14 protein-coding genes are annotated in these 13,032 nt (G+C 74.4%); 5 read left to right on the top strand and 9 right to left on the bottom strand.

The window, feature by feature from the left end:
* Positions 1-41: 41 nt before the first annotated feature.
* On the bottom strand, positions 42-1,394 hold the full coding sequence (locus tag JQN83_RS29170; protein ID WP_208570415.1) for a S1C family serine protease: 1,353 nt from the start codon (positions 1,392-1,394) through the stop codon (positions 42-44).
* Between the two features lie 425 nt (positions 1,395-1,819).
* Between JQN83_RS29170 and JQN83_RS29165 the strand changes: the two genes are divergently transcribed.
* Positions 1,820-2,428: an O-methyltransferase gene (locus JQN83_RS29165; protein ID WP_244253447.1), complete on the top strand. Its 609-nt coding sequence runs from the start codon at positions 1,820-1,822 to the stop codon at positions 2,426-2,428.
* A gap of 93 nt (positions 2,429-2,521) precedes the next feature.
* On the opposite strand, the gene JQN83_RS29160 is transcribed toward JQN83_RS29165, so the two are convergent.
* Together JQN83_RS29160 and JQN83_RS29155 are read right to left on the bottom strand one after the other, a co-directional pair.
* Positions 2,522-3,991, bottom strand: a complete 1,470-nt coding sequence (locus JQN83_RS29160) for a leucyl aminopeptidase family protein (RefSeq protein WP_372444170.1) — start codon at positions 3,989-3,991, stop codon at positions 2,522-2,524.
* A 141-nt stretch (positions 3,992-4,132) separates the two neighbouring features.
* Complete coding sequence (locus JQN83_RS29155) at positions 4,133-4,300, bottom strand: DUF3117 domain-containing protein (RefSeq protein ID WP_007455245.1); 168 nt, start codon at positions 4,298-4,300, stop codon at positions 4,133-4,135.
* A gap of 191 nt (positions 4,301-4,491) precedes the next feature.
* Between JQN83_RS29155 and JQN83_RS29150 the strand changes: the two genes are divergently transcribed.
* Positions 4,492-5,310, top strand: coding sequence for a PaaX family transcriptional regulator (locus JQN83_RS29150; protein WP_208570363.1), 819 nt, complete (start codon positions 4,492-4,494; stop codon positions 5,308-5,310).
* Between the two features lie 4 nt (positions 5,311-5,314).
* Positions 5,315-6,106, top strand: coding sequence for an enoyl-CoA hydratase/isomerase family protein (locus JQN83_RS29145; protein ID WP_208570362.1), 792 nt, complete (start codon positions 5,315-5,317; stop codon positions 6,104-6,106).
* 104 nt (positions 6,107-6,210) lie between these two features.
* On the opposite strand, the gene JQN83_RS29140 is transcribed toward JQN83_RS29145, so the two are convergent.
* From JQN83_RS29140 to JQN83_RS29120, 5 genes are all read right to left on the bottom strand, one after another.
* The gene (locus JQN83_RS29140; RefSeq protein ID WP_208570361.1) at positions 6,211-6,963 is read right to left on the bottom strand and encodes an SDR family NAD(P)-dependent oxidoreductase; all 753 of its coding nucleotides are present in this window, start codon (positions 6,961-6,963) and stop codon (positions 6,211-6,213) included.
* Positions 6,964-7,028: 65 nt separating this feature from the next.
* Positions 7,029-7,613: a hypothetical protein gene (locus tag JQN83_RS29135; protein WP_208570360.1), complete on the bottom strand. Its 585-nt coding sequence runs from the start codon at positions 7,611-7,613 to the stop codon at positions 7,029-7,031.
* Entirely contained in the window at positions 7,610-8,206 is a 597-nt protein-coding gene (locus tag JQN83_RS29130; protein WP_208570359.1) for a DNA-3-methyladenine glycosylase I, read from the bottom strand. Before JQN83_RS29130 ends, JQN83_RS29135 begins: the two co-directional genes overlap by 4 nt.
* Positions 8,207-8,370: 164 nt before the next feature.
* Positions 8,371-8,892, bottom strand: a complete 522-nt coding sequence (locus JQN83_RS29125; protein ID WP_208570358.1) for an SRPBCC family protein — start codon at positions 8,890-8,892, stop codon at positions 8,371-8,373.
* The gene (locus JQN83_RS29120; RefSeq protein ID WP_208570357.1) at positions 8,889-9,512 is read right to left on the bottom strand and encodes a DivIVA domain-containing protein; all 624 of its coding nucleotides are present in this window, start codon (positions 9,510-9,512) and stop codon (positions 8,889-8,891) included. Before JQN83_RS29120 ends, JQN83_RS29125 begins: the two co-directional genes overlap by 4 nt.
* A 190-nt stretch (positions 9,513-9,702) precedes the next feature.
* On the opposite strand from JQN83_RS29120, the gene folP reads away from it, so the two are divergent.
* Positions 9,703-10,572: a dihydropteroate synthase gene (gene folP / locus JQN83_RS29115; RefSeq protein ID WP_208570356.1), complete on the top strand. Its 870-nt coding sequence runs from the start codon at positions 9,703-9,705 to the stop codon at positions 10,570-10,572.
* Between the two features lie 108 nt (positions 10,573-10,680).
* Here the strand turns inward: folP and ndhC are convergent, their stop codons facing one another.
* Complete coding sequence (gene ndhC / locus JQN83_RS29110; RefSeq protein WP_091254266.1) at positions 10,681-11,058, bottom strand: NADH-quinone oxidoreductase subunit A; 378 nt, start codon at positions 11,056-11,058, stop codon at positions 10,681-10,683.
* A gap of 154 nt (positions 11,059-11,212) precedes the next feature.
* Here ndhC and JQN83_RS29105 point away from each other — a divergent pair, with 154 nt between their 5' ends.
* Entirely contained in the window at positions 11,213-12,619 is a 1,407-nt protein-coding gene (locus tag JQN83_RS29105) for a hypothetical protein (RefSeq protein ID WP_307799866.1), read from the top strand.
* Positions 12,620-13,032 lie beyond the last annotated feature (413 nt).

Raw genomic sequence — 13,032 nt, 5'->3', positions numbered from 1 at the left:
TACGCACGTCAGGCCCCGCTTCGGGAGGGGGTGACCGGCCCTCACTTGGCATCCGCGGCAAGCGTCACCGAGGCGTTCTGCCGGGTCGAACCACGCCGGTACTCCACCGTCACCACCGACCCCGGGGCGAACTTGCGGACCAGGGCGATCAGGTCGGTCGGCTCGTTCATCGGCCGCCCGTTGAGCCGCAGGACGACATCGCCCGTCTGCAGGCCCGCCGCCGCCGCCGGGCCGGCCGGTTCCACGGCCGCCAGGCGCACGCCGGTGCCGGCCCGGGTGGCGGTCCCGGTGCCGGCGACCTGGGCCCCAATCACGGTACGCCGGGCCTTGCCGGTGCCGATGATGTCCTGGGTGATCCGCTTCGCCTGGTTGATCGGGATGGCGAAGGCGAGCCCGATGTTCCCCGCCTCCTGTCCCTCCGCGACCAGCGACCTGATCGTCGAGTTCACCCCGATCACCCGGCCGGCCGAGTCGACCAGCGGGCCACCCGAGTTGCCGTGGTTGACGGCCGCGTCGGTCTGGATCGCGGCGTAGTAGCGGACCGGCCCGCCGGGCTCCCCCGCCTGCATGGTGCGGTCCAGGGCGCTGATGATGCCGGCGGTCACCGTGTTCGCCAGCGACAGGGGCGAGCCGATGGCCAGCACCGGGTCCCCCACCGCGAGCGACTCGGAGTCACCGAACTCGATCGGCCGCAGACCCTTGCGGTTCACCTTGATCACCGCGATGTCCGACTCCGGGTCCTGACCCACCACCGTCGCCGGGGAGCTGCTGCCGTCGTTGAAGGTCACCGACGCCCGGCCGGTGCCGTCGGCGACCACGTGGTCGTTGGTGACCACGTAACCGTCGGCGCTGACGATGAACCCGGACCCCTCGCTGGTGCCGCCCAGGCTGGCCACCCGGATGGTCACCACGCTGGGCAGGACCCGACCGGCGACCCCGGCCAGCGAGTCCGGGCGACGCTGGGCCAGAGCCGGACCCTCGGCCGGAGCCCCCAGGGTGACCCCACCGCCGACCCCGCCGCGCACCGCGAAGGCATAACCGAGGGCACCGCCCAGGGTGCCGGCGAGCAACGCGACGATCAACGGGACGATCAGCAGTTGGCGCAGCTTCGGCCGGCCCGGCGCATCCGGGTCGGTGACCGGTTCCGGGGCCGCCCCGGGGGCCGGCACGCTCGGCAGCACGACCGCCGACGGGGCGTACGGGTCCCGCCACGGGTCGGCGAGCGCGTCGGACCACCACGGCGACGCCGACCCGCCGTGGCCGCCGGACGACGGCGGACCGCCGTACGGCGTCGTCGGGCCCGTCTGCGGCGGACCGGGGGGCGGCCCCGCCGACCCCGGAGTCCCGCCGGGCGCTCGCCAGTCCCAGCCGTCGGTCACGTCGGTGCCTCCCAGTCCGTCCCCCGGTGCCCCGGGCCACGACCGGGGGTGGCGGTCACGGCGCAGGGGGCACCGCATCCAGGATTGCACGGATGAGCCGGACTCAGTCAGCTGTTGCCCGGCCGCGACCGCCCGCCGCCGACCTTCCCCCGGGCCGCCGCTGGCCTTCCCCGGGCCGCCGCCGACCTTCCCCCGGGCAGCCACTTGACCTTCCGGCACCCAGCACGGGCAAGCCGGCGGCCACGGGCAGATCCCGCCCCGGGCGGAGCCGTCCACGGCGGCTTCCGCCCCGCCGGAACCGTCAGGGGTGGACTCGCGGCTGCGCGGAAAGTACCTCGCCTCTAGGCTCATACCGCCCACCCGCCCCTCGCACCATCGCCACCGCCCGGAGGTGTCCCATCGCCACGGTCGCCAGTTCCGGCAGCCCGACGGCGCAGTCGTTGCAGTTCGCCGAGTCGTACGTCGGCGAGGACATCGTGCTGGCCACCGCCCGTAGCCTCGCCCGGGAGGTCGGCCTCGACGCGGTCACCCCCGGGGCCGGGGCGGCGCTGCGCCTGCTCGCCGCCGCCGGCAACGCCCGCGCGGTGGTGGAGATCGGCACCGGCACCGGGGTCAGCGGGGTGTGGCTGCTGCGCGGGATGCGCGCCGACGGGGTGCTCACCACCATCGACGTCGAGATCGAGCACCAGCGGATCGCCCGGCGGATCCTCGTCGAGGCGGGTTTCCCGTCCGGCCGCACCCGGATCATCACCGGGCGGGCGTTGGACGTGCTGCCCCGGCTCGCCGACGGCGCGTACGACCTGGTCTTCGTGGACGGTGAGGCGACCGGCTCCGCCGCGTACGTCGACGCCGCCCTGCGGCTGCTGCGCCCCGGTGGGGTGCTCGCCCTCAACGGCGGCTTCGCCAGCGGCCGGATCGGCGACCCGGCCGCCCGGGACGCCGAGACGGTGACCATGCGGGAGACGGTCAAGGCGATCCGGGAGGCCGAGCAGTGGATCCCGGCCCTGCTCCCGGTCGGCCACGGCCTGCTGGCCGCGGTCAAGTGCTGACCACGACCGGGCGCTGACCGGCGGCCGGATGCTGGCCGGCGGCCGGGCGCCGACGCGTCGGGACGCGGGGCGGGCACCCGGCCCGGCAGCCGCTCAGTCCAGCGTCGCCAGCCAGCGCAGCAGGCCCCGGACACCCCAGCCGGTCGCGCCCCGGGTCAGCTCCGCGTCGTCGCCGTCGGCCCACGACGGCGCGGACATGTCGACGTGTAGCCAACGGTCCCGCAGCTCACCGGTGAACTCGCGCAGGTAGAGCGCAGCCATCACCGAGCCGGCACCCCGGTCCGGGGAGCTGTGCCGGTCGGCCAGGTCACTGCCCAGGTGTTCGAGGTAGTCGGCGGGCAACGGCATCCGCCAGGCCGCCTCACCGGCGTCGGCCACGGCGGCCAGCACGGCGGCGGCCAGCTCGTCGTTGTCGCTGTAGAGCGCGCCGGTCCGCTTGCCCAACGCCACCGCGTTGGCCCCGGTCAGGGTGGCCAGGTCGATCAGCAGGTCGGGGCGGAGTTCCCGGGCCGCGTAGCCGAGCGCGTCGGCGAGCACCAGCCGGCCCTCCGCGTCGGAGTTGGTGCTCTCGCTGGTCGTGCCGTCGTAGTGCCGGATGATGTCGCCGGGGCGGAACGCGGCCCCGCTGACCATGTTCTCGGCCAACGGGGTCAGGGCGGTGACCCGCACGGGCAGCCGCAGCGCCGCCGCGCCGAGGGTGGCCGCGACGACCGCCGCCGCACCGGCCATGTCCTTGCGCATCAGCTTCATCGCCGGCACCGGCTTGATCGAGATGCCGCCGGTGTCGAAGGTGATCCCCTTGCCGACCAGCACGACGTGCAGCCGGGCGTCGGCCGGCCGCCAGTCCAGCTCGACCAGGCGGGGGCCGCTGGCCGAGCCGGCACCGACGGCGACGATGCCGCCGAAGCCCTCGTCCGCCAGCTCCTGCGGCCCGCGTACCCGCAGGTGCAGGTCGGGTTGGTCGGCGGCGGCGTCGGCCACCCGGGCGGCGAACCACTCCGGGTTCTTCACCGCGGAGGGGGTGTTGGTGAGATCCCGGGCGAGCCGGGTCATCGCGGCGGTGGTCCGGGCCGTCTCGACCGCCCCGGTGTACGCGTCCGGCGCGGCGGTCAGCAGGGTCACCCCGGCCAGTGCGGGCGTCGGCCCCGCCTCGGTCAGCCGGAACCGGTACGAGGCGAGCAGCAGCCCTTCGACGAGGGCCCGGACCACCCCGGCCGGCACGTCGACAGGCAGCGCCAACGTGACATGTGTCTCATCTACGGCGGCCCGGGCCAGGGCGGCGCCCGCCGTCCGCCAGGCCCGTTCCCCGCCGTCACCCACGCCGAGCAGCATCAGCCGGACCGGGGTACGGCCGGGACGCAGCTGGGTCAGGGTCTCGCCGGCCCGGCCGGTCAACCGGGTCACCGGCAGCAGCGCCTCCGCCTCGCCCCGCACCTCGTCGGCGGGTGGTGGTGCGGTGGCGACCAGCGACGGCGCGGCGTCGTCCGGTGCGGTGGCGGCGCGGACGGGCAGGACGAGGACGTCCGGCCCGTCGGTGGTGACGGCGAGACTGATGGCGAGCACGCTGGACCGTACCTCCGGGAAAATTCGTGGTGCGGGACCTCGACGACCCGCGTGGGACAGACGAAGTCCCTGAGTCACCGGCAGTGCCGGTGACTCAGGGACCAGGACCTTCCGCGCGGCACCGCACGGAGTGTCGGCCGATCAGCCGGCAGCCGCCTTCAGCGCGTCACCGAGTGCGTTGGCCTCGTCGGGAGTCATCTCGACGACGAGCCGGCCACCGCCCTCCAGCGGGACCCGCATGACGATGCCCCGACCCTCCTTGGTGACTTCCAGCGGACCGTCGCCCGTCCGCGGCTTCATCGCCGCCATGTTGTCTCCCCTCAGACCTGAACATCAGGGTCGGTGTACTGCCCCACAGCCACTTCGTGCTGACCACCCGCAAGGTACGCGGGGGCGTCGACCACGATTTTCCCTGATGAACACCGCCGGACCCAAACCGGAGCGGCATTGATGTAACAGCACCTAGCTTATCTTGAGAAGGCCTGTCACAATGTGCGGTCATGCAGGCACGGTCGGCACTCTTCGACCTCTACGGCGACCATCTCCGCACGAGAGGTGGGCGCGCACCGGTCGCCGCCCTGGTGAAGTTGCTGGCCCCGCTCGGCGTCGCTCCCCCGGCCGTGCGGACCGCCGTATCCCGGATGGTCCGCCAGGGCTGGCTGGAGCCCCTGCGGCTCGCCTCCGGCCCGGGGTACTCGATCACACCGAAGGCGGTCCGTCGGCTCGACGAGGCCGCCGCCCGAATCTACCGGACCGGCCGGATCACCTGGGACGGGCGGTTCGACCTGCTCGTCCTGGCGACCCCGACCGCCCGCCGGGACCGGCAGCGGCTCGCCGCCAACCTCAGCTTCCTCGGCTACGGCACCCTCGACGAGCACACCTGGGTGGCGACCCGGGCCAGCGAGGACGTCGACGTGCTGCTGGATGAGGCCGGGGTGCGCTACGAACGGTTCACCGCCGCCCACGCCGCCGGCACCCCCGGCGCGATGGGAGTGGTCCGCCGCGCCTGGGACCTCCGCGAGATCGGGCACGCCTACGAACGGTTCGTCGCCGAACAGCGCGCCCAACTGGCCGGGGTGACCGTGCGCAGCGGCGACGAGGAGGCGTACGCGGCCCGGTTCCGGCTGGTGCACGCGTGGCGTACCTTCCTGTTCCAGGACCCTCAACTCCCTCCGGCACTGCTCCCCGAACGCTGGCCCGGCACCGCCGCCGCCAGCTTCTTCGACCGGCACGCCGCCCGGCTCCGGCCGGCCGCCGACCGGTACGTCGAGCAGTGCCTCGACGCCGGCAACCGGGTCCCCCGACAGAAGGGCCGTTAGAGACGTGACCGAGCCGCTGCTCGTCGACCGCACCGATGGCGTGGTCACCCTGACCATGAACCGCCCCACCGCGATGAACGCGCTCGACGTGGCGCTCAAGGAGGCCCTGCGGGACGCCCTGGCCGCGTTGGAGACCGACCGGTCCTGCCGGGCGGTGGTGCTGGCCGGGGCGGGCGGTTCGTTCAGCGCCGGGCAGGACCTGCGCGAGCACGTCCAGGTCCTGGAGTCGCCGGGCCGGGACCCGCTGGACACCGTCCGGGCGCACTACAACCCGATCGCCGCCCGGCTGGCCAACCTGCCCAAACCGGTGGTCGCCGCCGTCCGGGGGATGGCCGCCGGGGCGGGCGCCTCGCTGGCGTTCCTGGCCGACTTCCGCATCGGCGGGCCGAAGACGAAGTTCCTGATGGCGTTCGCCGGGGTGGGCCTCGCCGCCGACACCGGGGCGTCCTGGACGCTGCCCCGGCTGGTCGGCCACGCCAAGGCCGTCGAGCTGCTGATGCTCGCCGAGCCGGTGGACGCCGCCGAGGCGACCCGGTTGGGTCTGCTCACCCGGCTGGTCGACGACGACGAGCAGGTGCTGCCCACCGCACACGAGCTGGCCGCCCGGCTCGCCGCCGGCCCGACCGTCGCGTACGGGGCGATCAAGCGGCAGCTGTCCATCGCCGACGCCGGCACCCTCGCCGACGCCCTCTCCGCCGAGGCGCAGGCCCAGTCGATCTGCGGGGCCACCGCCGACCACCGGGCCGCCACCACCGCCTTCGTCAACAAGCAGAAGCCCGTCTTCCAGGGCAACTGAGCGTCGGACCGGCACGGTGTCCCGGGCCGGGTGGACCGACCCGGGACACCGTGCCGGCCACGCCGTGGCGGTGACGCGGATCCCGGACGACATCCGGCCGGCCGTCACCGGGCCACGTAACCGCCGTCGATGGGGACGGTGTGGCCGGTGATCCAGGTGGCGTCGTCGGAGCAGAGGAAGAGCACCACACCGGCCACGTCGTCCGGGGTGGGAATGCCCGGCTTCGGGTTGAACGACTCCATCCGGGCCCGCATCTGCGCCGGGTCGGGGGCGCTGTCGATGAAGTGCTGCACCAGCGGGGTCATCACCACCGTGGGAGCGACCGCGTTGACCCGGATGTTGCGGGCCGCGTACTCCACCGCCGCCGACCGGGTCAGCCCCACGATGCCGGCCTTGGTGAAGGTGTACGGGGAGATGTTCTCCTGCGCCGCCAGGCCGGTCGTGGACGAGGTGTTGACGATCGCACCCCCACCACCCCGCAGCATCGCCTCGATGCCGTACTTGAGCACGTGGAACACGCCGTCACCGTTGATCCGCCGGACCTTCTGCCAGTTGTCCACGTCCATCTCGTGCAGGGGCTGCTGCCGGCCGTCGATGCCGGCGTTGTTGAAGATGACGTCGAGCCGGCCGTAACGCCGCACCGTGTCGGCGATACCCTGCTCCACCGCGTCGGCGTCACCGGTGTCGACGGTCACCGCGAGCGCGTCGGGCAGCTCGGCGGCCACCCGCTGGGCACCCTCGGCGTTGATGTCGGCGATCACCAGCCGGGCCCCCTCGGCGGCGAACCGACGGGCGGTGGCCTCGCCGAGCCCCGAGGCACCACCGGTGACGAACGCGACCTTGTCCTGGAACCGCATCGGCTCTCCCTCACCCCGCCGACCGGCTGCCGGCACCCGAGCGCCCATACCCGGTCGGCGGGTGGCTAGTCGTCCTCCTCCGGGTCCTGGTTGGCCTCGACGCCCAGCACGAACGCCTGCATGGCCAACTCGTCGCCGCTGGGCGAGACGAACGCGGGCAGCTCCGCCGGACCCAGCTCCCGCACGTACGACCAGAAGAGCCGGACCGCCTCGGCCGGCGACTCGGCCTCGATCGGCAGGTCGAGGCTGACCAGCCAGGTCCGGCGGGGCGGCGGCGGGCCGAGCCGGTCGGCCAGCTCACGGTAGGTGCCCGGGGCGAGCGGGGTGACCGGCCCGGCGACGCTCACCTGCCCGGTCGGCACCGGCGCGTCGAACGACCGCCGGGTGTAGGTCACCAGCAGCGTCCCCCCGTCGAGGCGGGCCACCCGGCCCAGCGCCACCAGCCGGGACGGCTCGTCGGCCAGCACCGCCACCGGGTCGCCGGGGCGGGGGGCGGGCACACCGGGCGGGACGGTCAGCTCCAGGGTGTCGTGGTGGACGAGGCGTTCGGCGTCGTACCGCCCGGCCGGGAGCAGCACCGCCCAGGCGTCGCCGCCCGACCCGCCGTCGACGTCGGTCGGGCCGGTGCTGCGGTGGTCGGTCACGGTCATGGAGCCATCCCATCACGGGAGGAGACGGTGCCGGCGTGGCAGCCCGCGAGATGGTCGTCGACCATGCCGGTGGCCTGCATCAGCGCGTACGCCGTGGTGGGGCCGACGAAGCGGAAGCCCCGCTTCTTGAGCGCCTTGGCCAGCGCGACGGACTCCGGGGTGGTCGCCGGCACCTCGGCGAACGACCCGGGCCGGGCCGGCCGGGGCGGCGGCGCGTGCGACCAGAGCAGCGCGGAGAGCCCCTCGGGCAGGGCCAGTGCGGCGCGGGCGTTGACGATCGCCGCTTCGATCTTGGCACGGTTGCGGACGATGCCCGCGTCGCCGAGCAGCCGGGTCACGTCCGCGTCGCCGTAGGTGGCGACCCGCTCGATCCGGAAGTCGGCGAAGGCGAGCCGGAACGCGGGGCGTTTGCGCAGGATCGTCAGCCAGGACAGCCCGGACTGGAACGCCTCCAGGGTGAGTCGCTCGTAGAGGGCGTCGTCGCCCCGCACCGGACGACCCCACTCGGTGTCGTGGTAGAACGCGTAGTCCGGGGTGCTCGCCCCCCAGGCGCAGCGGGGCAGGCCGTCGGGGCCGGTCACCAGGTCAGTCACCCGGTACACGCTAGGCCAGGGGGCCGACACCCGTCGCCGGGTGGCCGGTGTCCGAGGGCCCGGCCGGTTCGTGGGGACGACTCGGCCCGGGCCGCCGCCGGGACGGCCCCGCGCGGACCGGGCGGCTCGGCACGGACCGGGCGGCCCAGCGGGAAACGGGCGGCTCAGCGGCCGGTGGGTGGGCGGGGCAGACGGCCGGCCTCGACCAGGCGGGCGAAACGCTTCAGCGCCAGCGTCAGGCTGGCCTTGGAACCGGGCCAGAGCAGCGGCCAGGCGACCCGCCCGGCCGACCCGCCGGGTAGGTGGAACCACTCGTGCCAGACCACCTGCGTACGGTCGTCGGCCAGCGGGGTGCAGCGCAGCACGCCGGGGCCACGCAGCAGCCTGCCGCAGTGCACCACACCCACCTCGTACGGGGCGTCGACCCGGACCACCCGCATCTCGTCGCGTAGCACGGCCGGGCCGAGCGCGGTGACCGCCTCGATGAGGCTGCCCTCCCCGCCGTCGCCCTCGACCACCCGCACCCGGGTCAACGGGATCCAGTCGGACTGCCCCTCCCAGTCGGTCAGCGCGGCGAAGACCCGCGCGGCGGGAGCCTTGACGATCACCGTGGCGGTGAACTCGCCCGCGCCGGGCTGGGCGGCCTCGTCGGCCACCCCACCACCGGCCGGGCCGGGTCCGGTCACACCGGCTCCGACCGGACCACCGCACCGCCGGGGCGGTCCGCGGCGATCCCCTCGGCCCGGTCGGTCCCGGGCTTGTCGGTATTGGCCTGGTCGGTGTCGGTGCGGTCATCCGCGTGGTCGGTGTCGGTGCGGTCGCCGGTCGCCCCGGCCCCGGAGGTCGTCGGCGCGGGGACCGGGTCCGCAGGCCCGACCTCGACGGTCGGGCCGTCCTCCGCGCCCGGTGCCTCGGCGGCGGGCGTCGCCGGGGGGCCGTCGGGCGGGGTGCCCACGGCCTCCTCCCGGGTACGGCGCAGCACGTCGGCGTCGTCGGTACGGCCCTCCCGCAGCGCGGTGATCTCGGCCTCCAACACCCCGATCAGCTCGGTCTTGTAACCGATGTCGTAGCCGGCCCGGCGCATCGCCTGGTCGACCTGGTCCATCCGGTAGCCGCGCAGGGCGGTGTCGAAGCGCAGCGCGCCGACGTCCGACTCCCGCAGGGGCCGGCCGCCGGGCAGCGGGACGGCTCTGCCGTCGGGTTCGGCGGGGGCGAGCCCGTCCCGACCCGAGATCAGCACCGTCACGCCGAACACGACCGCCGCCACGGTCAACGCGACGACCAGAATGAGCAGAGTCTGACCCATGAGGAGATCGTGGCACGGCGACACCCTCCGGAGCGACCCCAACCACCATCATCGTCACCGATCTTCTGGCGGTACCCGGCCCGCAGCGGTGCGGGTACCGGGTGCCGAACCGGCCCGAGGGCGGGGGCGGGCGACCGGCTAGCGTCGGCACCGGCCGGGTCGTCCGGCCGGTGACCTGCGGGAGGCTGAATTGTCCGGGGCGCTGCGGCTCGGGGGGCGGACCTTCGCCCCGGGTGAGCCGGTGGTGATGGCGATCGTCAATCGAACGCCGGATTCCTTCTTCGACCGGGGTGCCACCTTCGCGCAGGACAGCGCCCTGCGCGCGGTGCAGCGGGCGGTCACCGAGGGCGCGGAGATCATCGACATCGGCGGGGTGAAGGCCGGGCCGGGCGACGAGGTCGACGTGGCCGAGGAGATCCGCCGGACGGTGGACACCATCGCCGCCGTGCGGGCCGCGTTCCCCGAGGTGGTCATCTCGATCGACACCTGGCGGGCCGAGGTGGCGGTCGAGGCGGTGGCGGCCGGCGCGGACCTGCTCAACGACACCTGGTCCGGGGCCGATCCGGCGCTCGCCCGGGTGGCCGCCGAGACCGGTGTCGGCCTGGTCTGCTCGCACGCCGGCGGGTTGGCCCCGCGGACCCGGCCGCACCGGGCCGCCTTCACCGACGTGGTCGCCGACGTGGTCACGACGGTGACCGGGCTCGCCGAACGCGCGGTGTCCCTGGGGGTACGCCCCGACGGCATCCTGATCGACCCGGCGCACGACTTCGGCAAGAACACCAGGCACTCGTTGGAGATCACCCGGCGGTTGGGCGAGCTGTCCGACACCGGCTGGCCGCTGCTGGTGGCGTTGTCGAACAAGGACTTCATCGGCGAGACCCTCGACCTGCCGGTGGCGCAGCGGTTGGAGGGCACCCTGGCGGCGACGGCGGTGTCGGCCTGGCTCGGCGCCCGGGTGTTCCGCGCCCATCAGGTGCTGCCCACCCGGCGGGTGCTCGACATGGTCGCCTCGATCCGGGGCGACCGGCCGCCCGCCGTCACCCGCCGTGGCCTGGCCTGAGCGCCCGTGACGTCGCCGTGGCCGGGCCGGCCTCCGGTCGCCGCCCCGCCCCCGCTGACCCCCGTCCCCGCTGACCCCCGCCTCCGCCGGCCGGGCGGCGAGGGGCGGTCAGGTCCAGTGCAGGATGCGCTTGCGCCAGGCATAGAGGATGCCGAGCGCCACCACGGCGACGAAGACACCCATCTCGGCGACCGTCACCGCACCGAAGCCGGGCCGGTCGAAGACCATCGCCCAGGGGAAGAGGAAGACCGCCTCGACGGCGAAGAGCACGTAAAGGTACGCGTACACGTAGTAGCGGATCTGCATCTGCGCCCAGTCGCCACCGACCGGGTCGAGGCCGCACTCGTAGCCGGCCCGCTTACCGGCCGGGTCGGCCGGGCGGGCGGGACGTAACACCCGGTTGGCGGAGAACGCCGTAACGAAGAAGAGGACGGCAGCGAGCAGCAGCAGCCCGAGCGTCGCGTACGAGCCCAGGTAACCGGTCACGGTGACTGAGCCTACCGGGCGTCGGGCCGGCCGGGACGACGCGAGCGGCTCCGGGACCCGTCACCGATTATTTTCCGCCGGTACTAGTGCCCCGCCGCAACTGTTACCGAATAATGAACTCTCACCCAGGGTCACGGAGGTCAGATTGTCCCGCGTGGACGCGCGTACCGTTCGGCGGTCCCTCGCCCGGCGTACCCCCGCTCTGGTCGGAGCGGTGTTGGCGGCGGGGCTGGCGGTCGCCCTCGGGGTGACGCCGGGCCTGGCGGCGACCCCCACCGTGACGCGGGTGGCCGTCGACCCGACCGACGACTGGCTCCCCGGCGGTGACCCGACGGACGACCCGACGCCCCCGGTCGAGCCGTCGGCGACCGGACCGGCCACGACCGACGCGCCGCCGACGCTGCCGCCGGGCCCGACTCCGACCGGCGCACCCGAGCCGACCGGCACGACGTCGGCGCCGGTGCCGACGGCCGCCGGCACGCCGAGCACCACGCCCACCCCGAGGCCGCCGCTGCCCACCCGGTCCGCGCGACCCTCCGGGCCGAACCCCGCCCAGCCGGGTGGCGGTCGGATCGGGGTCCAGGTCACCACCGGGGACATCACCCTCGACGACCGGTACTGGAGTGCCCGGAGCACGGTCGCCACCCTGCAGGTGACGGTCACCAACACCGGCGTCGTGCCGGAGCGGCTGCGGCTGGCCTACACGCTGCCGGCCGGGCTCACCGACGCCGGGACGCCGGGTTGCGCGGCGGCCGGTGACGGCGGCTGGCAGTGCGGCGAGTGGACCACCGCGCCCGGCGACCGGTTCAGCAGCCTGATCCAGGTCCGGGTCAGCGGCAACGCCTGGCGGCAGATGCCCCTCAGCGGCACGGTACGGGTCACCGCGACCGGGCCGGACGCCGGTGACACCACGCAGGACCACGAGGGCTTCGCGGTCCTCTTCCCGCCCGGCCCGCCGATGCCCGGGATACTGCTGGACGCCGAGGAGGTGGTCTTCGACATCGGCGGCGGCCCCACCGCGCTGGCGGCCCACCTGGGCAACACCGGCAGGGTGGACGCCGCCGGACGGGTCGACGTGCTGTTGCCGGCCGGGGTCAGCGTGCTGAGCCCGCCGGCCGGCTGTGCGTCGATGTCGCCGACGCGGACCCGCTGCGACCTGGACGTCGTGCCGGCGGGGCAGACCCGGACGCTCCGGTTCACGGTCGCCGCCACCCCGGACGCCCAGCGCGACGCCCCCCTGGCCGGGGCGGTGATCGGCTGGCTGGACCCGGAGCAGGGACCGACCCGGCAGGTCCAGATGAGCTTCCGGATCACCGCCGCCGCCGCGCTGGCCACCTCGCCGGTGGGTGCTCCCGCGCCGACCGGTTCGCAGGGGTTGATCGCGGCGCAGGGCGGGTCGGTGGACGTCAGCGCGATGTCCTCCGCCCAGCGGACCGCGCTCGGGTTGATCGTGGCCTCCGTCCTGCTGGTTGCGCTGGCGCTCGGGCTGGCCACCGGCTCGCTACGACGGTGGACGGCCGGGCGGGCGACGGAGCCGTCGGCGACGGAGCGCTCCGGCTGACCGGCGGGTCGCCACGAGTGGGGCGGTGATCTCAATTACGGCGGCCATCGCAAATCACCGCATAGTCTCCCAGATGTCCTCGACCAGTTTCCCAGGTGTCGGACCTCCACCAAGGAGACCCTAAGCCCGGGACGTAGGCTCGGAGCGAGAGACGACAGCGGGCCGGGGCCCGCCCACGGGCGGACCGCGCAGCGGCGCATCAGGGAGGTCGCGTGGCCGGGCAAGGCGGGGTCACCATCATGTGCAGCCGCGCGCGCGGCGGGGCCGAGCGAAGCGAGGTGCAGGCGTGACCAAGCAGATCCGTCAGTTGGACCGGGTGGTGATCCGGTTTGCGGGTGACTCGGGTGATGGGATGCAGTTGACGGGGGACAGGTTCACCTCGGAGACGGCGCAGTTGGGGAATGATATTTCGA

Source organism: Micromonospora antibiotica, assembly GCF_017599305.1.
Lineage (GTDB): Bacteria > Actinomycetota > Actinomycetes > Mycobacteriales > Micromonosporaceae > Micromonospora > Micromonospora antibiotica.
This window is presented reverse-complemented; position numbering and strand designations above follow the sequence as displayed.

Bases quoted from the DNA above. Each gene is read 5' to 3' on its own strand.
- JQN83_RS29155 (WP_007455245.1), bottom strand. From the start codon at position 4,300: ATGGCGGCGATGAAGCCGCGGACGGGCGACGGTCCGCTGGAAGTCACC.
- JQN83_RS29150 (WP_208570363.1), top strand. From the start codon at position 4,492: ATGCAGGCACGGTCGGCACTCTTCGACCTCTACGGCGACCATCTCCGC.
- JQN83_RS29140 (WP_208570361.1), bottom strand. From the start codon at position 6,963: ATGCGGTTCCAGGACAAGGTCGCGTTCGTCACCGGTGGTGCCTCGGGG.
- JQN83_RS29135 (WP_208570360.1), bottom strand. From the start codon at position 7,613: ATGACCGTGACCGACCACCGCAGCACCGGCCCGACCGACGTCGACGGC.
- JQN83_RS29120 (WP_208570357.1), bottom strand. From the start codon at position 9,512: ATGGGTCAGACTCTGCTCATTCTGGTCGTCGCGTTGACCGTGGCGGCG.